Annotated in this window: 19 protein-coding genes (1 of these 19 running past the window's edge); 11 read left to right on the plus strand and 8 right to left on the minus strand. The window is 68.8% G+C overall.

The window, feature by feature from the left end:
- Positions 1-26: 26 nt before the first annotated feature.
- The 5 genes from ACXI0D_RS12100 to ACXI0D_RS12120 form a co-directional block, all read right to left on the minus strand.
- Positions 27-2066: an FUSC family protein gene (locus ACXI0D_RS12100; protein ID WP_049446856.1), complete on the minus strand. Its 2040-nt coding sequence runs from the start codon at positions 2064-2066 to the stop codon at positions 27-29.
- A gap of 3 nt (positions 2067-2069) precedes the next feature.
- The gene (locus ACXI0D_RS12105) at positions 2070-3530 is read right to left on the minus strand and encodes an efflux transporter outer membrane subunit (protein ID WP_049446858.1); all 1461 of its coding nucleotides are present in this window, start codon (positions 3528-3530) and stop codon (positions 2070-2072) included.
- Positions 3527-4444 (minus strand): efflux RND transporter periplasmic adaptor subunit, encoded by a 918-nt coding sequence (locus ACXI0D_RS12110; protein ID WP_479642604.1) that lies wholly within the window; start codon positions 4442-4444, stop codon positions 3527-3529. The genes ACXI0D_RS12105 and ACXI0D_RS12110 overlap by 4 nt, the downstream gene beginning before the upstream one ends.
- Entirely contained in the window at positions 4441-4650 is a 210-nt protein-coding gene (locus ACXI0D_RS12115; RefSeq protein ID WP_010487502.1) for a DUF1656 domain-containing protein, read from the minus strand. Before ACXI0D_RS12115 ends, ACXI0D_RS12110 begins: the two co-directional genes overlap by 4 nt.
- 109 nt (positions 4651-4759) lie before the next feature.
- Positions 4760-5215: a MarR family winged helix-turn-helix transcriptional regulator gene (locus ACXI0D_RS12120; protein ID WP_012481667.1), complete on the minus strand. Its 456-nt coding sequence runs from the start codon at positions 5213-5215 to the stop codon at positions 4760-4762.
- A 688-nt stretch (positions 5216-5903) separates the two neighbouring features.
- On the opposite strand from ACXI0D_RS12120, the gene folE reads away from it, so the two are divergent.
- From folE to ACXI0D_RS12140, 4 genes are all read left to right on the plus strand, one after another.
- Positions 5904-6515: a GTP cyclohydrolase I FolE gene (folE, locus tag ACXI0D_RS12125; protein ID WP_004141296.1), complete on the plus strand. Its 612-nt coding sequence runs from the start codon at positions 5904-5906 to the stop codon at positions 6513-6515.
- A 112-nt stretch (positions 6516-6627) separates the two neighbouring features.
- A complete protein-coding gene (locus ACXI0D_RS12130; RefSeq protein ID WP_014039010.1) occupies positions 6628-8097 on the plus strand; it encodes a DUF3375 domain-containing protein in 1470 nt (489 codons plus the stop codon).
- On the plus strand, positions 8084-8785 hold the full coding sequence (locus ACXI0D_RS12135; protein WP_049446862.1) for a DUF4194 domain-containing protein: 702 nt from the start codon (positions 8084-8086) through the stop codon (positions 8783-8785). Before ACXI0D_RS12130 ends, ACXI0D_RS12135 begins: the two co-directional genes overlap by 14 nt.
- A 16-nt stretch (positions 8786-8801) precedes the next feature.
- Positions 8802-12182, plus strand: coding sequence for an ATP-binding protein (locus ACXI0D_RS12140; protein WP_049446864.1), 3381 nt, complete (start codon positions 8802-8804; stop codon positions 12180-12182).
- 96 nt (positions 12183-12278) lie between these two features.
- Here the strand turns inward: ACXI0D_RS12140 and ACXI0D_RS12145 are convergent, their stop codons facing one another.
- On the minus strand, positions 12279-13058 hold the full coding sequence (locus ACXI0D_RS12145; RefSeq protein ID WP_049447056.1) for a sulfite exporter TauE/SafE family protein: 780 nt from the start codon (positions 13056-13058) through the stop codon (positions 12279-12281).
- A gap of 102 nt (positions 13059-13160) precedes the next feature.
- Between ACXI0D_RS12145 and ACXI0D_RS12150 the strand changes: the two genes are divergently transcribed.
- A complete protein-coding gene (locus ACXI0D_RS12150) occupies positions 13161-13553 on the plus strand; it encodes a YchJ family protein (RefSeq protein ID WP_049446867.1) in 393 nt (130 codons plus the stop codon).
- Between the two features lie 3 nt (positions 13554-13556).
- Here ACXI0D_RS12150 and ACXI0D_RS12155 read toward each other — a convergent pair whose 3' ends face one another.
- Positions 13557-14837, minus strand: coding sequence for a GGDEF domain-containing protein (locus ACXI0D_RS12155; RefSeq protein WP_049446869.1), 1281 nt, complete (start codon positions 14835-14837; stop codon positions 13557-13559).
- Positions 14838-14988: 151 nt separating this feature from the next.
- On the opposite strand from ACXI0D_RS12155, the gene egtB reads away from it, so the two are divergent.
- From egtB to ACXI0D_RS12185, 6 genes are all read left to right on the plus strand, one after another.
- A complete protein-coding gene (gene egtB, locus ACXI0D_RS12160) occupies positions 14989-16260 on the plus strand; it encodes an ergothioneine biosynthesis protein EgtB (RefSeq protein WP_049446870.1) in 1272 nt (423 codons plus the stop codon).
- Positions 16257-17231, plus strand: coding sequence for an L-histidine N(alpha)-methyltransferase (egtD, locus tag ACXI0D_RS12165; RefSeq protein ID WP_119007400.1), 975 nt, complete (start codon positions 16257-16259; stop codon positions 17229-17231). Before egtB ends, egtD begins: the two co-directional genes overlap by 4 nt.
- 84 nt (positions 17232-17315) lie before the next feature.
- A complete protein-coding gene (locus ACXI0D_RS12170; protein WP_479642605.1) occupies positions 17316-18563 on the plus strand; it encodes a lytic murein transglycosylase in 1248 nt (415 codons plus the stop codon).
- 61 nt (positions 18564-18624) lie between these two features.
- On the plus strand, positions 18625-19515 hold the full coding sequence (locus tag ACXI0D_RS12175) for a D-hexose-6-phosphate mutarotase (protein ID WP_049446877.1): 891 nt from the start codon (positions 18625-18627) through the stop codon (positions 19513-19515).
- Between the two features lie 26 nt (positions 19516-19541).
- Positions 19542-20312, plus strand: a complete 771-nt coding sequence (locus tag ACXI0D_RS12180; protein WP_049447057.1) for a GYF domain-containing protein — start codon at positions 19542-19544, stop codon at positions 20310-20312.
- Between the two features lie 71 nt (positions 20313-20383).
- Positions 20384-20929 (plus strand): DUF2628 domain-containing protein, encoded by a 546-nt coding sequence (locus ACXI0D_RS12185; RefSeq protein WP_049446880.1) that lies wholly within the window; start codon positions 20384-20386, stop codon positions 20927-20929.
- A 23-nt stretch (positions 20930-20952) separates the two neighbouring features.
- On the opposite strand, the gene ACXI0D_RS12190 is transcribed toward ACXI0D_RS12185, so the two are convergent.
- Positions 20953-21662 carry the 3' portion of a benzoate/H(+) symporter BenE family transporter gene (locus tag ACXI0D_RS12190; RefSeq protein WP_049446882.1) on the minus strand. The gene runs 478 nt beyond the window's last position, so only the last 710 of its 1188 coding nucleotides appear in the window; its start codon lies beyond the right edge, outside the window; its stop codon occupies positions 20953-20955.

Below are 21662 nucleotides of genomic sequence, written 5' to 3' on the forward strand. Positions count from 1 at the left end.
AGTCTGTGGACGCACAGGGTATCGCGCTACGGCTGCGCGGCCGCGCTCATCGCCAACCCCGGCGCCAATGCCTTGGCCTCCGGGAACAGCGCGAAGCGCAGGCCGATCAGGCCCATCAGCGCTTCGTCGCGCGCCTTGCACGCGGCCACGCTGCCGACCCGGCCCAGCGAGGTATCCAGCCGCTCGCGCAGCGCTTCGGCGGCCACAATCGGTTTGCGCGCGGCAATCTGCCGCCGGTAGTGCGCGGCGATCTCTTCCAGGATGTGCTCGACCGCTTCGCGGCTGCGCTCGGGCAGTTCCAATCGTGCGCGGCGCAGCTGCAGGATGTTCAGGCCGATGCGCGCTTCATTGAGCATGTCCACCGAGGCGATGTCGCTGCCCTCCGGCGTTGCCGCCAGGCGCGGGGCGAGCAGGCCCAGCAGGTCGAGCATGCGTGCGGCGAAGCGCTGGCGGTCCTGCTGGCCACGTCCTTCGGCGGCTTCGGCCAGCGTGGTCCAGCCCTGCCGCACCAGCCGGCGCGCGGTCCACTCGGCACCCACCGAACGGAACAGGCGGGTCATCACCACCGCAAAGCCAATGCCGATGAACATCGCGATCGACGAGTTGAGGAAGGTCTGGATGTTGGCGCTATAGGTGTTCTGCAGACTCAGCAGCGCGGCCAGATTCACCGTCAGCGGCAGCGCGAACAGCGCGCTCTTGGGGTGGTGCAGCATCAGCCCCAGTGGCAGGAACACCACTGCCAGCACCAGTGCCAGCAGGCCGAAGTCGTGCACCGCGGGGAACACACCGAACAGGTACACACCGGCCACCACCGAGGCGACCATCGCCCACACCAGGAACGACACCATGCTCGGTGCCGGGTCGTCCTGCGCGGCGAAGAACGCGGCGGTTACCGCGGCCATCATCGCGCCGTTGCCACCACCTTCCCAACCCAGCGCGATCCACAGCACGCAATAGCTCATCAGCGCCACGCCGGCACTGAGCGCGGAAAACAGCGCCATGCCGTAGTCGACGTGCTTGTCAGCGGCCACGCGCTCGGTGCGGATGCGGTAGTGCGCGCGGTCCAGCGGCGCGGTGCCGTGGTCGATCGCGTGCTGCAGCGTGCGGCAGTCCTGCCACAGGTCCACCAGCTCTTCCAGGCGCAGCAGCAGGCTGGCCAGTTGCAGGTGCTGCAGGTCGCGGTCCACCTGCGGCTTCAGTGCGCTGATGCGCGCGCGCAGGCGGGCGTATTCGCTGGCGTTGGTCGGGCCATCCAGCCAGTCGTGGATGTCATCGACCAGTGCCGGCAGCCCTTCCGGCAGGGCCTGGCCGTCGCTGCGCAGCGCACTCAGGCGGTCGGCAATCGACGACAGCACCGGCAACAGCAGCAGCATGCGCTCGCGCAGGCGCTCCATCGACACCGCCGAACCGGCATGGCGCGGATCATCGCGGCGCAGGAACTCGATCAGCGCCTCGAACTGCACCAGGTCGGCGGCCAGCCGGTTGCGCGGCGCATGCGCGCGGCCACGTTCAAGGATCTGCCGGCACCACTGCGCGGCGTCCTCCATCCAGTTGCCGATGCGCGCGCGCAGCATCGGGCGCACCGAGGCCGGGAACAGCAGCGAGGCGAACATCACCGCCACCACCGTGCCGAGGATGATCTCCTCGCTGCGTGCCACCACCGTGTCGAAGATGGTTTCCGGCGAGGTCACCGCCGGGAAGCCGATGAAGGCGGTGGTGTAGCCGGCCAGCAGGAACGCGTAGCCGCGCGGTCCGCGGTTGAGCAGGGCCATGAACAGGCAGCCGGCCAGCCAGATCGACATCGCCGCGCTCAGCACCAGCGGCGTTTCCACCAGCGCCGGCAGCACCAGCAGGGTGGCCAGGCCGGCCACCAGGGTGCCGACGATGCGGTACACGCCCTTGGCCCGGGTTGGGCCCAGCAGCGGCTGGCTGACGATGTACACCGTGCCCATCGCCCAGTACGGGCGCGACAGGTTGCCGGCCATGGCGATGTACAGCGCGGCCACCGCGGCCAGGTAGGTCTTGATCGAGAACAGCCAGGCCTGGCGGTCGGTCAGCGCGTTCATGGCTTACTTCGCTGCGGTCGAGGCGTTGGGCGCGGCGGCGCTGGCCTGCCAGCCACCACCCAGCACCAGGAACAGGTGGATCTGGTCGCGCGAGACCTGCGCTTCGGCGGCGGCCAGGGTGGCGTCGCTGGTGGCCAGGCTGCGGTCGGCATCCAGGCTGGACAGGTACGGCGTGCGGCCGCCCTGGTACAGCCGGCGGTTCTGCTCGGCGGCCAGTGCGGCCTGCTCCTGCGCAGTGCGCAGCGACTGCAGCCGGCGCAGGTCCTGCGCGTAGCGATCCAGTGCGGTCTGGGTCTCGCGCAGCGCCTGCAGCACGGTGTGGTCGAACTCGGCCAGCGCCGCATCGGCACCCGCCTCGGCGGCGTGGATGCGTGCGTGGGTGCCGGACGACGGCAACGTCCACGAGATCAGTGGGCCGATCGACCACTGCTGGGTCATCGGCGTGCCGAAGTCCTCAAGCAGGCCGGCGGCACCGAGCGAGGCCCCCAGGCGGATGTCCGGGTACAGCTCGGCGGTGGCCACGCCAATCCGTGCCGTGGCGGAGGCCAGCTTGCGCTCGGCCTGGCGCACGTCCGGGCGGCGCTGCAGCAGTGCGCGGCCATCACCGACCGGCAGCGGCTGCGCCAGGCTGGGCGCGTGTGCACAGTCGATCACGCCGGCCGGCAGCTGGCCCGGGGTCTGCCCGAGCAGCGCGGCCAGCGAATAGGCGGCCGCCGAACGCTGCGCGCGCAGCGGCGGCAATGCAGCTTCCAGCAGCGCCACCTGGGCATTGGCGCGGGCCAGCTCCGGCGGCGTGCCGCGACCGGCATCGATCAGGCGCTGGGTGACCGAACGGCTGCGCTGCTGCAGCTGCAGCGAATGCTCGGCCACGTGCAGCTCGTGGTTGGCGTGGCAGATCTCCAGGTAGCTGTCGGCCACCTGCGCGACCACGCTGACCTGGGCCAGGTCACGTGCTGCGGCAACCGACTGTTCGTCGGCTCGCGCCGCTTCGGCGCCGCGCTTGAGCTTGCCGAACAGGTCGAACTGGTAGCTGACCGCGAACTTGCCATCGGCCAGGTTGATCACCGGCAGCTCGTGTTCCTGCAGGAACGATTCGGCCGACAGCTGCGCGCGGCTGACCCCGGCCTCGGCCTCGTACTCGAAGCCGCCGGCGTCCAGCGCCTGTTCGTACACCGCTGCGGCACGGCGAAGGTGCGCATCAGCGGCCTTCAGTTCAACGTTGTCACGCAGCGCCTGGGTGATCAGCCCGTCCAGCACCGGGTCGTTGTACAGCGACCACCAGCGGTCGGGCAGCGCCTGGTTGGCGGCCACCTGCGGGTTCTGGGTATCGATGAAGGCCGCATTGGCCTGCGGGCGCTTGAACGCCGAGCCTTCCGGCAGCGCGTAATCCGGGCCAACGGTCCTGCATGCGGTCAGGCTGGCCAGCGCGACGATCAGGCCGAAACGGGGCAGGGCGGCGTTCACAGGCCCGCCTGTGTCGGCGCGGTGCCGGCCTTGTCGCTGTGCGGGTGGCGGCCGGTGTCCACGGTCACCGTGGCGGTGCGGCCGGCGATCAGTTCCACGCCCTTGGGTACTTCGTCGATGGCGATGCGCACCGGGATGCGCTGCGCCAGCCGCACCCAGTCGAAGGCCGGGGTCACGTTCGGCAGCAGGGTGCTGCCATTGCTGCGGTAGCGGTCCTCGATGCCGGCGGCGATGCTCTCGACATGGCCGCGCAGCGGCGCCGATTCACCCATCAGGCGGATGTCCACGCGCTGCCCCGGCGCCACGCCGCGCAGGCGGGTTTCCTCGAAGTAGCCATCGATGCGGAACGAGCCGATATCCAGCAGCGCCAGCACCGGCTTGCCGGCCACCACGTAGTCGCCCACGCGCATGATGCGGTCGTTGACCCGGCCATCGGCCGGTGCGCGCACCTCGGTGCGGCCAAGGTTGAGCTCGGCCAGGTCGACCGCCGCCTGTGCGGTGGCCAGCGCAGCCTGTGCGGCCTGCAGCTTGGCGCGGCGCACTTCGGCGTCCTCGGCGGCGACCAGGTCCTGCAGGCTGTGGTCACGGCCGATCTCGCGGCGCAGCTGTGCCACCGAGGCCTGGCGCTCTGCCAGGCTGGCACGGGCCTGCTCCAGCGCGATGCGGTAACGGGCGCGGTCGACCACGAACAGCAGGTCGCCCTTCTTCACCGCCTGGTTGTCGGCCACCTGCACCGTTTCCACCAGCCCGGACACGTCCGGCGCCACCTGCACCACGTCGGCGCCGACATGGGCATCGCGGGTCCACGGCTCATCCATGTAATAGACCCACAGCTGGCGCAGCACCAGCAGGGCGACGATCACGGCTGCGCTGGTGAGCAGCACCGGCAGGGTCTTCTTCACGATCTTGTTCACGATTGCATCCAACGCAGGAGGTGGAACAGCAGGCCAAGCACGATCCCGTACAGGGCCAGGTTGAACAGCGCCGGGTGCCATACATGGCGGTAGGCGCCGGCACGCTGCAGCAGCGCGTGCAGGCCGCTGTTGACCAAATAGGCCAACAACATCAACCCGAGCAGGGTCGGGACGAACACTCCGTGGAGACTGAATTCACCGGGCATCGGTAGGGGCGGGGGCGAGGTGGGGGAGGGGGAGGAACAACGAAACAACGGCAACGGGTAAAAGCCGCTGGCGTGTGCACGGCAGCGGCGGTATTCGGGGGCAGCGCTCTTACGTGATGCGGTCGGCGGCCTCGGCCAGCAGGCGCCATGCCTTCAGCACGGCGTGCAGTTCATCCATGGAAAGCTCGCCGAACACGTCCTGGCGCAGGCCGATCAACTGGTCTTCCAGCTCGCTGACCAGCGCGTGTCCCGCATCGGTCAGCCACAGCAGGTTGGCGCGGCGGTCGCTGGCGTCGCTCTCGCGGCGGACCAGGTCGCTGGCGCACAGCTTGTCCAGCAGGCGCACCAGGGAAGGACCCTCCATGCCCAGCTGCTGGGCCAGCGCCACCTGGCGGATGCCACCGCCGGAGCGGCCGATCATCAGCAGGGGCATGGTGCAGGCGGTGGAGATGCCGTAGCTGCCGAGCCGGCTGTCGGCCAGGCGCTGCCACTGCCGCCCTGCGTACAGCAGGCCGGAGCTGAGCTGCATCTGCAGCACGGTGCGCTCGTCGAGGGGTCGGTCCATAAGAGATAGATAGGATACTACTAATTTCATTCCTATCAATGGTTTTTATGAATGGACGGGTGTGTTGAGGAAAGCGTTGCGCCTGCCTGATGTCGGGTGGGGCGGCGGGGGCCGGACGGGGCAGGACACGCCGCAAGTACGTCCCTGTAGGCTCGGCCGCGGCTTGCTCGTGTGCGTGTCCTGCGCACACGGCAAGACCGGCGTTGGGCGTCCTGCCCAACCCGCCCGAGGCATGCCTCGGGCCCATGCCGCGGACGGTCCTGCCCCGCCCGGCCCCCGCTGCCCTCCCATTACCCCGCGAGCGCGGTGGGTTGGCTCTTAGAAGCAAGAGCAGAAGCAGTGCGGACCAACGGTCCGCACCCACCAAAGCAGAAGACACCACAGCAGCGGCGCGCTGCTTCCGAAGCCATGAACCCCTGCTTTTGACCCCGCTCTCGGGCGGTCCGGCCGCGCCCGCAAGAAACCGTCAGGGAGGGGGACAGGGGACTGCGCAGGACCGTTGGCGCCATGGATGGCGCCATCGAGCCCCCAGGGACGGGTTTACGGCGTGTCCTGCGCAGTTCCCTGTCCCCCTCCAAACCGATAGCAACGACGCGCCAACAACGACCCCCCGATGAACCGTCCCAACAGGACGACCCACCCCCCGGTCGGGTACGATGCTCGCCCCCCGTTCGGGACGCTGTACGCAATGAGCAAGAACAACGAAAAGGCCGCCCCGCAGGGCGACGTGACCCAGGACCAGGCCGAGGATGCCGTGCGCACCCTGCTGCGCTGGGCCGGTGAGGACCCGTCCCGTGAAGGCCTGCTGGATACCCCCCGCCGCGTCGCCGAAGCCTATGGCGACTGGTTCAGCGGTTACCGCGACGACCCCCGCGCCTACATGGAGCGGACCTTCGAGGAAGTGGCCGGCTACGACGAACTGATCGTCCTGCGCGACATCGAGTACGAAAGCCACTGCGAACACCACATGGCGCCGATCATCGGCCGCGTGCACGTCGGCTACCTGCCGGCCGGCAAGGTGGTGGGCATCAGCAAGCTGGCCCGCGTCGTCGAAGCCTACGCCCGCCGTTTCCAGGTGCAGGAGAAGATGACCGCGCAGATCGCCCAGTGCATCCAGGATGTGCTGCAGCCGATCGGCGTCGGCGTGGTCGTCGAAGGCGCCCACGAATGCATGACCACCCGCGGCATCCACAAGCGCGGCGTCAGCATGGTCACCTCCAAGATGCTGGGCAGCTTCCGCGACGACGCGCGTACCCGCGCCGAGTTCCTGCGCTTCATCGAAGTGGGCGGCAAGCGCTGAGCCGCTTGCCCGCACCCCGCCGGCCGCTGCGGGCCGGCATGCCCACGGCTGCCCGCGCGGCCGCCGTGCGTGGCGGCTCGTCCCTGTCAGCCCAACAGACCTCTTTCGCTGCATGAAGCATCGCGAACGCATCTCCCGTTACCGCCATCTGCGCGAACAGCCCCAGTGGAAGCTGCTCGCCGCCGACCACGCTCCGGAAATCATCGGCCTGCTGCAGGGGCTGCTGATGGACGGCGAGCGCACGCTGTCCTCGTCGGTGCTCAACGAGCGCCTGCAACGCGCGCTGGACCAGCTCAACGGCGATGAACTGTCGCGCGACCTGCCGCGTACCGCGCAGGCCTACATCGCGCACTGGCTGGCCCAGGGCTGGCTGGAACGCCGCCTGCCCGAGGGCGCCGACCAGGAGCAGTACGAACTGTCGACCGCGGCGCTGCAGGCGATCCGCTTCGCAGATGGCCTCGAGCAGGCCCGCGTGGCCGCCACCGAAAGCCGCCTGGCGCTGGTCATCGAACAGCTCTCGCAGCTGGCAGCGCAGACCGAGTCGGACCCGGATGCACGCCTGTCGGCGCTGCGCGACGAGCGCGACCGCATCGACGCCGAGATCGCCCGCGTTGGTGCCGGCCGTGTGATCGCGCTGGATGGCAAGCGCGCGCTGGAACGTGCGCGCCAGATCATCGGCCTGGCCGACGAGCTGACCGAGGACTTCCGCCGCGTGCGCGACGACTTCGAGCAGCTCAACCGCGATTTCCGCGAACGCATCATCGACGATGAGGGCGAGCGCGGCGACGTGCTGTCGCAGCTGTTCGAAGGCGTGGACGTGATCGGCGAGAGCGATGCCGGCCGCAGCTTCCAGGCGTTCTGGCGACTGCTCAACGACGCCGAACAGAGCGCCCAGCTCGATGCTGCGCTGGAAGCGGTGCTGGCGCGTGGCTTCGCCCGCCGCCTGGACCGCAACGAACGCAACTTCCTGCGCGGCTTCACCAGCACCATGCTCGAGCGCGGTGGCCAGGTGCACGACGTGCTGCAGAACTTCGCGCGCAGCCTGCGCGGCTTCGTGCAGAGCCGTGGCTACCTGGAACAGCGCCGCCTCAACCAGCTGCTGAAGCAGGCGCAGTCCGAAGCGCTGGCGCTGCGCGACGAGTTCCCCGCACAGCGCGGCATCGGCCGTGACCTGCAGCTGACCACCAGCCGCCTGCGTTCGTGGTCGCAGTGGAAGCTGCACGATCCACGCAGTGCCCAGGTCGATGGCAACGTCGAGTACAACGACGCGGCCGCGATCAGCCTGGAGAGCGTCGGCGACCTGGTCGCTTCGTCCGAAATCGACTTCCGCACCCTGCGCCGCGACCTGCACGACCTGCTCGATGCACAGCCGCGGCTCAGCATCGCCCAGGCCCTGTCGCAGCGCGAGGCGCCGCAGGGTCTTGGCAGCGTCATCGGCTACCTGTCGCTGGGCACGCGCTTCGGCAACGTGGTCGCCGGCGAGCAGGAGCTTGCGCAATGGCGTGGTGGCGACGGCCAGGTCCGTCGCGCCCGCATCCCGCTGGTTTGGTTCACCCAGGAGAGACGCCATGAGCTGGCATGAAGATCCCATCGACGCACCGCTGGCCGACGTGGCGGAAGACGCCTACGAGGCCGAGCCGGTGGCGACCGTGGCGCAGCCCCGCCGTGGCAACGACGTGTATTACCTGGGCGATACCGGGCGCCTGCCGCTGGATGCGCGCCGCGCGCTGTGCCAGCTGCTGATCGGCCCCAGCATCGACCAGCTGCGCCACGCCAAGCTGTGGCCGGCGCTGATCCGCAGCGAGGCGGCCATCCGTTCGTCACTGGCGGACCTGTTCCTGGAACTGGTGCTCGACCGCGACAGCGGCGTGGCCTTCACCCGCCAGGCCGACACGGAAGACGTTGATGCGCCGGTGCTGCTGCGTACCTCGCCGCTGACCTTCATCGATTCGGTGCTGCTGCTGTACCTGCGCCAGCAGCTGGCCGAGGCCGATGCGCGCGGCAACCGTGCGGTGGTCGCCGACGCCGAGATGGCCGAAGCGCTGGCCATCTACGAGAAGAACCTGTCCACCGACCGCGCCGGCTTCAACCGCCGCGTCGCTTCGGCGGTGCAGAAGATGAAGGACAACCACATCCTGACCCGCCTCAGCGGCCAGGAAGACCGCCACGAAGTCTCGCCGGCGCTGAAGCTGCTGTTCTCCGCCGAAGACGTGTCCCAGCTTTCGGCGGTCTACCGCCAGCTGCGCGAAACCCCGGCCGCCGAGGCCTGAGAGACCCGACCATCGCATGGCTATCTCCAAGCACACTCCCGCCCTGTTCAACGAAGGCCTGCCGGACCCGCGCCTGCAGCAGTTCCGCATGCGCCGCCTGCAGGTGCACAACTGGGGCACCTTCAACGGCCTGACCGAAGTACCGATCGCCGAGCGCGGCTTCCTGTTCGTCGGCCGTTCCGGCTCGGGCAAGTCGACCCTGCTCGATGCCATGTCCGCGCTGCTGACGCCGCCGGCCATCGTCGACTTCAATGCCGCCGCGCGTGAAGCCGAGCGCAGTGGCCGCGACCGCAACCTGGTGTCCTATGTGCGTGGCGCATGGGCCGACCAGCAGGACAGCGGCACCGGCGAAATCGCCACCCAGTACCTGCGCAAGGGCGCGACCTGGACCGCACTGGTGCTGGAGTACCGCGCCGGCGATGGCCGCGTGGTCAGCCTGGTGCGCCTGTTGTGGATCTCCGGCAACGGCACCTCGGCCGGCGACGTGCGCAAGCACTACATGATCGCCGAGCGCCCGTTCGACATCGCCAAGGACCTCGGCGGCTTCGATCTGGACCTGCGCAAGCTCAAGCAGAAGCTGTCCGACCTGCACCACTTCGACACCTTCTCCGGCTACGCCGAGCGCTTCCGCGACCTGCTCGGCATCGACAACGAAATGGCACTGCGCCTGCTGCACAAGACGCAGTCGGCGAAAAACCTGGGCGACCTCAACGTCTTCCTGCGCGACTTCATGCTCGACACGCCGAAGACCTTCGACGCCGCCGAGCGCCTGGTCAGCGACTTCGCCGAACTCGATGGCGCGCACCAGGCCGTGGTCACCGCACGCCGCCAGGTGGAAACCCTGTTGCCGGCACGCGCCTACTACAACGATCTGAAGGAAATGCACCGCCAGCGCGGTGACGACGAAGCGCTGAAGCTCGGCGTCGACAGCTTCCGCGAAAGCCGCCGCCAGGCGCTGATCGAAGCGCGCCTGCGCGAGATGGATGTGCGTGACCGTGGCCTGCTTGGCGAAGAAGCCCAGCGTCGCGCCGCATTGGACAACCACACCGAGCGCCTGGCCGAACTGGAACTGCAGCGCCGCCAGCAGGGCGGTGAACGCATCGAGGAACTGGAACGCGAGCAGGGCCGCGCCGAAGCCGAGCGCGACCGCCGCAAGGCCAAGCGTGACCAGGCCCAGGAAGCGGCACAGCAGCTGCAGGCCGAACTGCCCGACGACGCCCATGGCTTCGCCGAGCTGGTCGAGCGTGCGCAGAACGAACTGCAGGACCGCCAGCGTGCCTCGGCTGCACTGGACGACGCGATCAGCGATCGCCTCGGCGGCAAGCGCGATGACGAGCGCCGCTTCGGTGAAGTGCGCAGCGAACTCGAAGCGATGCAGCGCACCCCCTCCAACATCCCGGCGCCGATGCAGAAGCTGCGCGCGCGCCTGGCCGAGGAAACCGGCATCGCCGAAGCGGCACTGCCGTTCGTTGGCGAGCTGATCCAGGTCCGCTCGGAAGAGCAGGGCTGGCAGGGTGCCATCGAGCGTGTGCTGGGTGGCTTCGCGCTGTCGCTGCTGGTCGATGACAAGCACTACAACGACGTCGCCGAGTGGGTGAACCGTACCCACCTGGGCATGCGCTTCACCTACTACCGTGTGCGCCGCAACGATGATGCATTCGCGCGCGAGCCGTCGGCGAAGTCGCTGCTGCACAAGCTGGAGCTGCGCGAGCACGTGTTCGAAAGCTGGCTGCGCCGCGAGCTCGGCAAGCGCTTCGACTACGAGTGCGTGGATGCCAAGCAGCTGCGCAACGTCGACCGCGGCATCACCCGCGAAGGCCAGGTCAAGCATCCGGGCGACCGTTTCGAGAAGGACGACCGCAGTGCGGTGGGCGACCGTCGTCGCTGGATCCTCGGCTTCAACAACCACGACAAGGTGGGCGCCTTCGAGCGCGAAGCACAGGAACTGGCCAAGCGCATCGCCAGCTGCGAGACCGACATCGCACGCCTGCGCGGCCAGCGCGACCGCGACAATGAGCGCCGCCTGGCCTGCCACGAGCTGGTCAGCATCAGCTGGAACGAGATCGACATCGCTGCCCCGCAGCAGCGCCTGAGCGATATCGAAGCGACTCTGCGCGACCTGCGTGAAGGCAACGCCGACCTCGCCAAGCTGGCCAAGCAGATCGACGCCGTGCGCGCGGATATCGAACAATCCCGCCGCACCTATGAAGACGTCCGTGTCGAGCGTGGCCAGCTGGTCAAGGAACGTGATCGCCTCGACCGCGCCCGCCAGCAGAGCCGTGCGCTGGTGCTGCCGAGCCTGGCCCAGGAGCAGGAAGCCGGGCTGGCCGAGCGCCTGCAGGAGCAGGGCCCGCTCAGCCTGGAAACGCTGGAAGCGCACATGCGCCAGGTCAGCAACGCGTTGAATGAGCAGCTGTCGTCCTCGCAGCAGGACCTCAACCGCATCGAGAACCAGCTGATCGGCTGCTTCCGTCGCTTCATCCAGCAGTGGCCGGAGGAATCGGGGGACTTCACCGTATCGGTGGCCTCGGCCGAGGACTTCCTTGCCCGCCTCGAACGCCTGGAGCGCGACGGCCTGCCGCAGCACGAAGAGCGCTTCTTCGATCTGCTGCAGAACCAGAGCAAGAACAACCTGCTGGCCCTGCAGCGCCACAGTGCAGAGGCCCGCAAGTCGATCGGCCAGCGCCTGGATGAAGTGAACGCCAGCCTGGAGCAGGTGCCGTTCAACCGTGGCACGCTGCTGACCATCGAACTGAGCGACCGCCGTCTGCCGGAAGTCGGTGAGTTCCACCTGCAGCTGCGCGAGGTGCTGTCGCAGCAGCAGACCGAGCAGCGCGAGCTGGCCGAATCGCAGTTCACCGTGCTGCGCCAGCTGGTCAACCGCCTGGGTTCGCAGGAAGGCGAGGACAAGCGCTGGCGCGAACTGGTGCTGGACGTGCGCATGCACGTGGAGTTCATCGGCGTCGAGCTGGATGCGGAAACGCGCCAGCAGGTCGAGATCTACCGCAGCGGTGCCGGCAAGTCCGGTGGCCAGCGCCAGAAGCTGGCCACCACCTGCCTGGCCGCGGCACTGCGCTACCAGCTCGGCGGCGCCGACAGCCAGCTGCCCAGCTACGCCGCGGTCGTGCTCGACGAAGCCTTCGACAAGGCCGACAACGAGTTCACCGCACTGGCGATGAACATCTTCGACAACTTCGGCTTCCAGATGGTGGTCGCCACTCCGCTGAAGTCGGTGATGACGCTGGAGCCGTTCATCGGTGGCGCCTGCTTCGTCGAAATCAGCGGCCGCCACGACTCCGGCGTGCTGCTGATCGAGTACGACGAAGAAGGCAAGCGCCTGAAGCTGCCCGAGCGCAGCCGCCAGCAGGCCAACGAACCGGAAGAAGCGGAGGCCTGAGCCGGCCGGTTGAATGGGAATGCCGGCCAGCGGCCGGCACTACCCATGGGCGGGGTTCATGACCCGGTAGTGCCGGCCGTTGGCCGGCAACCGCATTCACGCGCCAAGGAACGTATCCCACGCCATCCGCGCGATCAGCACCACCACCAGCCCCACGAACAGCTTGCGGATGAACGGCGTACCGCCCTTCAGTGCCAACCGCGTGCCCACCACCGAACCGATGATGTTGGCCGCCGCCATCGGCAGCGCGAACAGCCACAGGATGTTGCCGGTCGGTACGAAGAACGAGATCGCCGCAACATTCGTCGCCAGGTTCACCACCTTCGACGCGGCCGACGCGCGCAGGAAATCCAGGCCGAAGAAGCGCACGAACAGGAAGATCAGGAAGCTGCCGGTGCCCGGCCCGAAGAAGCCGTCGTAAAAGCCGATTGCCGCACCGATCGCCAGCGCGATCGCCAGTTCGCGGCGGCCGATCTCCTGTGGCCGGTGCAGCGCGCCGAAGTCCTTTTTCCACAGCGTGTAGGCCAGCATCGCGATCAGCAGCACCAGCACCAGTGGGCGCACCGCGTCCTTGGGCAGCAGGCTCACCGCGGTGGCCCCAGCGAAGGAGAAGATGAAGGCGGTGCCGGCCGCGAACAGCACCGGCTTCCACGGGAAGCGCACGTTGCGCGCATAGCGCCAGGCGGCCGCGCCGGTACCGAACATCGAACTGAACTTGTTGGTACCGAACAGCATCGCCGGCGTCTGCTGCGGCAGCACCGTGAACAGGCCGGGCAGCTGCACCAGGCCGCCGCCACCCACGGCGGCATCCACAAGACCGGCGATGAAGGCGATCACCACCAGCCACCACAACTCAGGGGGAACCAGTTCCAGCACGGCGATCAATCAAGGTGGGGGCGCGACAGCATACGCCTGTCCTGCTTCAGCTGGCCCGTGCCGCGCGTGGATCAATCCGCACAACCCGGCGACAATGCCGGCATGAGCCGAAAACCCGCCGATCCCTGCCCCTGTGGCCTGCCTGCCGACTACGCCGCCTGCTGCGGCCGTTTCCACGCCGGTGAGGCCGCACCCGATGCCGAGCATCTGATGCGTTCGCGCTACAGCGCGTATGTGCGGGGCCTGGCCGACTACCTGCGCCAGACCTGGCACCCGGACACGCGTCCGGCCGAGCTGTCACTGGATGAAGCACCCGGCCAGCGCACGCATTGGCTGGGCCTGACCGTGCACGAGCACACCGTCACCGGTGCCGACAGCGCCGACGTCCGCTTCACCGCGCGCTACCGCATCGGCGGCGGCAGCGCGGTGAAGATGACCGAGCACAGCCGCTTCCAACGCATCGACGGCTGCTGGTACTACCTCGACGCGGTCTGAGCCCTACGCGCTGCGCGCAGCCAGCACGCGCTGGCCGCCGTGCGTGCGCACCTGGTTGCGGCCCCCGTCCTTGGCCACATACAGGGCCTGGTCGGCGGCCTTGACCACCGCCATCGGCCGCGGATCCACGCGGCTGTCGGCCAGCCCGATGCTCACCGTCACCTGCACCACCTGGCCGCTGCCGCCGCGTCCGCGCTGCTGGCGGCCGGCTTCGTCGTCACGGCTGCGGGTGCTGCGGTCGCGCAGCTGCATGCGGGTGTCCTCGATGCTCTGCCGCAATGCTTCGACGGCATCGACACAGGCCGCCGCCGGGCGGTCCAGGAACACCACCGCGAACTCCTCGCCGCCATAGCGGAACGCACGGCCACCGTCGCCCACCCGCGCCAGCCGCGAGGCCACCAGGCGCAGCACATCGTCGCCGGTGTCGTGGCCATGGGTGTCGTTGAATGACTTGAAGTGGTCCACGTCCACCATCGCGATGCTGTAGGTGCCGCGCGCCCGCTGCAGGGTCTCGTTGAATGCCCGTCGCCCCGGCAGGCCGGTCAGCTCATCGCGGAAGGCCATGTGGAAGGACTCCTGCAGCATCGCGCCCAGCATCAGCAGCAGGGCGGCACTGCTCAGCGCTGGCAGCAGCACCGGCTGCAGGAAGATCCGCGGCAGCATCCACCACAGGCACAGCAGGGCCAGCAGCATCGCCGTGTGCAGTGGCCGCGGACGCCGCCACGCCTGCCAGCCCAATGCTGCGGTGGCCAGCAGGAACAGCAGCGCCGGCAGCTGCGCCAACGCATTCCAGTCGGCGGGAATCCAGGCCCAGTGACGGTTCGACAGCAGATCGTGCATGCCCTGCGGCTGCTGTGCCGCCAGCAGCAGGAAGATCACCAGCGCCGTGCCGCACACCACGCTGCGCAGCAGCAGGTCCTGGCGTCGGCGTCCGCGTTCCGGCCACAGCGCCAGTCCCGCGAACAGCAGCGGTACCCACGCCGAGATCGCGTGGAAGCGCAGCGGGGTCAGGGTGTCGACATGGCCGCTGCGCAGGTAGCCACCGAGGTCCCGGTGCAGCAGCGCGAACACCACTGCCACCACCAGCAGCAGGCACAGCGTGCGCATCTGGTGGTAAAGCAGCGCCAGGCCCGCGCCGAGGCAGGCCAGCAGCCAGGGCAGGATGCGCTGGCCCGGGCTGGCCACATCCTCGGTGCCCAGCGCCATCCACAGCACCAGGACGACCAGCACGGCGGGCAGCACGAACAGGTAATGCGCAGGCTGGCGGAGCGGATGCAGGGGCACGCAGTAAGTCCAGTGCGGTGACGATGCGGCCGCAACATTGCCGTTAGCGGCGTCCCCACGCGCTTCTTGAATGGGCGCGCCCGCTGTCATGTGAACGTGGTGGTGCGGTGCCATGACGTCGCACTCACCGTCCTGCGCCGATGCTGCACGCATGGACAGCGTACCCGCCGCCGTCGCTGCCCCGCAGCGCGATCTCGCCCGCCGCTTTGCACAGGTGCGGGCGCGCAGCCTGCAGCTGGCCGCGCCGCTCAGTGCCGAGGACACCATGCTGCAGAGCATGGCCGACGCCAGTCCCAGCAAATGGCACCTGGCCCATACCACCTGGTTCTTTGAACGCTTCGTACTGGCCGGATTCGCCACCGCGCCGGCGCATGATCCAGCCTGGGACTATCTGTTCAACAGCTACTACAAGAGCATCGGTCCGGCGCATGCGCGGCCGCAGCGCGGGCTGCTGTCGCGGCCCTCGTTGCAGCAGGTGCGCGACTACCGGCAACAGGTCGATCTGCAGGTGCAATCGCGGCTGGCGGCAGGCGAACTTGACGCGCAGGCGCTGCAGCACCTGCAGTTGGGCCTGCAGCACGAACAACAGCACCAGGAACTGCTGTTGACCGACATCAAGCATGCGTTCTGGTGCAATCCACTGCAGCCACCGTATCGCGAGGATCTGCGGCCGGTCGCCGGCACCGCGACGCCGCAGGGCTGGATCGAATCGCCCGAACGCATCGTCACCGTCGGTGCCGCGGCATGGCCCCGGCACGCCGCCTTCGCCTACGACAACGAATCGCCGCCGCACCGTGTGCTGCTGCCCGCGCATGCGCTGGCAGAACGCCCCGTCAGCAATGCCGAGTACCGCACCTTCATCGAGGCGGGGGGGTACCGCGAACCGCACTGGTGGCTCAGCGAAGGCTGGGCGCTGCGTGAAGCCGAAGGCTGGCAGCACCCCCTGTACTGGGATGATGCCCTGCAGCGCGAGTACACCCTGGGGGGTTGGCGCGAGCTGGATCCGCATGCGCCGGTCTGCCACCTCAGCTACTACGAGGCCGATGCCTGCGCCCGCTGGGCCGGTGCGCGCCTGCCCAGCGAGTTCGAGTGGGAAGCGGCCGCCGCATCGCAGCCCCTGCGCGGCCACTTTGCCGATGACGATCATCTGCATCCGCAGGCCGGGCAGGGCAGTGGACTGCGGCAGCTGTTCGGCGATGTCTGGGAGTGGACCGCCAGTGCCTATGGCGCCTACCCGGGCTTCCGTCCTTTTGACGGCAACCTCGGCGAATACAACGGCAAGTTCATGTGCGGCCAATGGGTGCTGCGCGGCGGCAGCTGTGCCACGCCCCGCGACCACGTGCGCGCCAGCTACCGCAATTTCTTCATGCCGCCGGCGCGCTGGCAGTTCTCCGGGCTGCGCCTGGCCAGAGACCTCATATGAGCACGGTGCATGACGCGCTGCAGGCGCTGACCGACCTGACCCCCAGCCGCCAGCAGATCCTGGCCGATGCGGTGGCCGGGCTGTCACGCGCATCGCGGCAGCTGCCCTCCAAGTACTTCTACGATGCGCGCGGCTCGCGTCTGTTCGAACAGATCACCCAGACCCGCGAGTACTACCCCACCCGCACCGAGCTGGCGCTGCTGGCCCGGGTGCTGCCCGACATCGCGCGCGTGGTCGGCCCGCGCCTGCACGTGGTGGAGCTGGGCAGTGGCAGTGGCCGCAAGACCGCGCTGCTGCTGGCTGCGCTGCAGGATCCGGTGGCCTATACCCCGATCGAGATCTCGCGGGCGGCACTGTTGTCCAGCATCGACCATCTGGCACCCGCGCTGCCCGAGGTCGAGATGCTGCCGGTCTGCGCCGACTTCACCCGCGCCGTCGCCGTGCCCACGCCCGAGCGCGCGCCGGCCCGTCGCCTACTGTTCTTCCCCGGTTCCACACTGGGCAATTTCGCCGACGAGGATGCCGTCGCCCTGTTGCGGGCGATGCGCCAGACCATGGGCCGCGACGGCCTGGCCCTGGTCGGCATCGACCTGCACAAGGACCCGACGCTGATCGAGGCGGCCTACAATGATGCGCAGGGTGTCACCGCAGCATTCACCCTCAACCTGCTGGCCCGCCTCAATCGCGAGATCGGCAGCGATTTCGATCTCGACGGATTCCGCCACCGCGCCCGTTACAGCACCGCACGGCTGCGCATCGAAACCGACCTGGTCAGCCAGTGGGCGCAGGACGTTCACCTGGATGGCCGCACCTTCCACTTTGCTGCCGGTGAACCCATCCGCGTCGAGTACAGCCACAAGTACACCGATGACAGCTTCGAAGCGCTGTTGCAGCAGGCGGGCCTGCAGGTCGCGCAGCGCTGGGATGCCGAAAGCCCTGCCTATGGCCTGCGCCTGCTGCGCGCTGCCTAGGGTGGGCGGCCAGCCGGTGCCCCTTCAGGTTCGGCCGCACCGCTGCCCCTAAGATGGCCGTGCAACGGCAACACGGAGGACGCCATGCCCATTCTGACCACGCTCGGCCTGGCGGCCGCCCTCGCGTCGACGCCGACGCTGCCTGCGGCCCCCGCCGCCACCATCGATCCGGCATTCAGCCGCTGCCTGGCGGGCCTGCAGGCCACCGCCGCGACCCAGGGCATCAGCGCTGAGCGATTCAACGGGATCACCGCCGGACTCACGCCGGATCCGAGCGTGCTCGGGCTGTTGGACGCACAACCGGAATTCACCACGCCGATCTGGGATTACTTGGCCGCGCTGGTCGACCGCCAGCGCGTCGATGATGGCCGCACCCTGCTGCAGCAACATCGCGATCTGCTCGATCGCGTCTCCGCACAGTACGGCGTCGATCCGGCCACCATCGTCGCGGTCTGGGGGGTGGAGAGCGACTATGGCCGTGTCTTCGGCAAGCGCCCGCTGCTGCAGTCGCTGGCCACGCTGTCCTGTGCCGGCCGCCGCCAGGCCTTCTTCCGGGGCGAACTGCTGGCGCTGCTCAAGCTGATCGACCGCGGCGACCTGCAGGCCCAGGGTCTCGCCGGTTCCTGGGCCGGCGCCTTCGGGCATACGCAGTTCATGCCCAGCACCTACGCACGTATCGCGGTCGATGGTGATGGCGATGGCCGCCGCGATCTGGTCGGCAGCATTCCCGACGCGCTGGCGTCCACCGCCAATTACCTCAAGCGGGCCGGCTGGCGCAGTGGCGAACCGTGGGGCATGGAAGTACGGGTTCCCGCCGGCTTCAACGCCAGCCAGGCGGGCCGCACCCAGCGCCGGGCCTTGGCCGATTGGCGCGCGCAGGGCGTGACTGCGCTGGATGGCAGCGTGCTGGCGCCGCCCAACCTGCCGGCCGACGCGCGTGCCGCCCTGCTGCTGCCGGCGGGCATCAAGGGCCCGGCACTGCTGGTGTTCCGCAACTACGACGCGATCTACAGCTACAACGCTGCCGAAAGCTATGCGCTGGCGATTGCCACCCTGGCCGACCAGCTGCGTGGCGACACCGGCCTGGCCACCGCCTGGCCGACCGATGATCCCGGCATCGGCCGCGATGAACGCCGCCAGCTGCAGACCCTGCTGCTGGCCCGGGGCCACGACATCGGCAGCGCCGACGGCATGATCGGCACCGCCACCCGTCGCGCGATCCAGGCCGAGCAGCAGCGCCTGGGCTGGGCCAATGCGGATGGGCGCGCCGGCCAGCGCATCCTGCGCGCATTGCAGCAGGAGGCAGCAGCAGGGGCGCCTGCCACCCGCTAGACCTTGCCGATCGCAGGCTGGCCGCGACATCATCGCCGCGGTCTTCAAGGAGCGTCATCGCATGCAGTCGAACCCGGACGTCAGCACCGGCCTGTACCACGGGCTCGAGGCCTGGCAGGTACGCACCCCCAGCGCCACCGCGGTCATCAGCGTGTTCGGCGGACAGCTGCTGTCGTTCATTCCAGAGGGGCAGCCGGACCTGCTGTGGCTGTCGCCGAAACGTGCCGGGCTGCCCACGCCGATCCGGGGTGGCGTCCCAGTGTGCTGGCCGTGGTTCGGTCGCCAGGGCCAGCGCGATGACGTGCCGGCACACGGCCTGGTGCGCACCGCGCGCTGGGAACTGCTGCAGGCCCGCCAGGGCGATGACGGTGAGCTGGAGCTGCAGCTGGCGCCCCTGTCGATTGCCGAATGTGGCCTGCGCCTGCAGATGCAGCTGCGCATCGGTCGCCAGCTGCACCAGCAGCTGACCACCGAGAACACCGGCACGTCCCCGGTGACCTTCACCCAGGCCCTGCACAGCTACTTCCGGGTAGGCGATGCCCGTCGTGTCGAGGTCGATGGCCTCGATGGCCTGCACTATCTGGACAAGTACGAGGACTACACGCAGCTGCACCAGCAGCAGGGGCCCTGGTCGCTGCGTGACCCGCGCGATCCGGGGCGAAGCGACCGCATCTATACCGGTGCCGGCGGCCACTACGTGCTGCGCGATCCCGTCCTGCAGCGGCGGATCGAGATCCGCAGCGAAGGCAGCCAGACCCTGGTGGCCTGGAATCCGGGCGCGGCGGCGGCGGCGAAGATGGCCGATGTCGGCGACGGTTGGCACGACTACGTGTGCCTGGAAGTGGCCAATGCTGGGCCAGAGCAGATTACCCTTGCACCCGGCGCGCGCCACCAGCTGGTGCAGGTGCTGGTTAGTGAACCGCTGCAGGACGTAGCGGGATGTTCAGAGTAACGATGGGATCGACAGGAATGGATGGCATGCAGGACGCACAGTGGTGGTACGCCAACAGCAAGCAGAGCGAAGGGCCGGTGGACCTGGCCGGGCTGCGCCGCCTGCAGCAGGACGGCACCGTAACCGCCCGTACGCTGATGTGGCGGGAAGGAATGGCATCGTGGCGGCCGTTGGCCGAGCTGGATCCTTCGGTGACGCCGATGGAACCGACCCCGCCGCCGGTTGAACCGGTGCAGGCCGTCAGCGGCGGTGACGCACCGACCGCTGATCCGTCCGACCCCTATCGTGCGCCGGCTGCTTCGCCGGTGGCAGCGGCCGCGCCGCAGCTGGAAGGCGACATCGCCTTGTACGCCGCCGTGGTCGGCGGCAACTTCCCGATCTATCGACAGCGCTGGCGGCTCGACCAGGGTGTTGCCGACGGCAACGGCACCTGGCACTGGCCGGCGTTCCTGATCGGCGTGATCTGGATGGTGTACCGCAGGATGTACCGGCTGGCGGCGATCTGGGCCGGCATGCTGGTGTTCTTCAGCATCGCCGAGGCGTTGCTGGGCGTTCCGGAAGGCGTGTCGATGGTCATCACCTTTGTCATCAACATCACCGCCGCGGTGTATGCCAATCGCTGGTACCTGGCGCATTGCCAGCATGAGATCGCCCGTGCCCGTGCGCTGGCCGGAGACGACGAGCCACGCCTGCGCAGCGAGCTGGCCAGGCGGGGTGACACCAATGCACTGGCAGCGGCGGTGGTGGCCATCGCCGTCGTTGTGGTGATGCTGGTGGGGCAGGTGATGGCAGGCTGAGGCCGGAGCGGCTTCAGATTCACCGGTGGCTGCCGCTACCGCGGGATCATCCCGGGCAAGGAATCGCCGACATGAATCATCTGGATACCCCGCCGGTTTCCCCGGCGGACGACAATCCCTATCTCGCGCCCGCCGCAGAGGTGGGAGACGCGCCTGCTTCGTCCGACGCGGACTACCTGAACCTCCTCGTGGGCCCCAACGCGGCGCTCTACCGCCAGCGCTGGCACCTGGACAGCCCGGTGCCGAAGCCGCCGCGGCCGTGGCACTGGCCCGCCTTCCTGGTGCCGACCTACTGGCTGCTGCACCGGAAGATGTACCTGGCGGCCATCCTGTTCGAACTGGTCCTGTTCGGCATCGCGCTGCTGACCGCCCGCGCCAGCCCGCTGCTCACGGTGGCGTTGCTGGCGGTGCCACGGTTCGGCATCGCCGTGACCGCCAACAGCCTCTACCTGCGCTATTGCACGCGGCTGCTGGCCAGGGTGAAGGCTGCCCATGCAGGGCAGCACAACCGCATCCGCACAGAACTGCAGCGTCGTGGCGGCACCAGCGTGTGGGCGGTGGTGATCGGCATGGCGGCCGGCGCGGTGATCAACACCGTCGCCCGCCTGCCGACCTGATCATGCCGGCCTGATATGGTTGCTCAGGCCGCTGTCCGTGCCCGCAACACCAGCAGGCACAGCGCACCGGCCACCAGGCCCCAGAACGCCGAGCCGATCCCGGCCAGGGATACGCCCGATGCGGTAACCAGGAAGGTGACCAGCGCCGCCTCGCGGTCGCGCTCCACTGCCAATGCACTGGCCAGGCTGTTGCCGATGGTGCCGAACAGCGCGATGCCGGCCACGCAGGCCACCAGTTCCCTGGGGAAGGCCGCGAACAGTGCCGCCACCGTGGCGCCGAACAGCCCCACGACAATGTAGAAGGCACCGGCCGCCATCGCCGCTGTATAGCGGCGCGCCGGATCCTCGTGCGCGTCGCGGCCCATGCAGATGGCGGCGGTGATCGCCGCCAGGTTCAGCGCGTACGCACCGAACGGCGCCAGCAGCGTGTTGACCACGCCGATCCAGCCGATCAGCGGCGACACCGGGGCGTCGTAGCCGGACGCGCGCATCACCGCCACACCGGGAATGTTCTGCGAGGCCATGGTGACCACGAACAGGGGCAGGGCAATGCCGGCCACGGCCGTCCACGACAGGGACGGTGTCACCCACTGTGGCACTGCCAGTTGCAGCTGTACCTGCTGGGCATGCAGCAGGCCGCGGCTGGCGGCGACGGCGATGCCGACCAGCAGGGTGGCAATCACTGCATAGCGCGGGAACAGCCGCCGTCCGGCCAGCCAGGTGGCGAACATTG

Source organism: Stenotrophomonas sp. C9D9 (assembly GCF_056491205.1).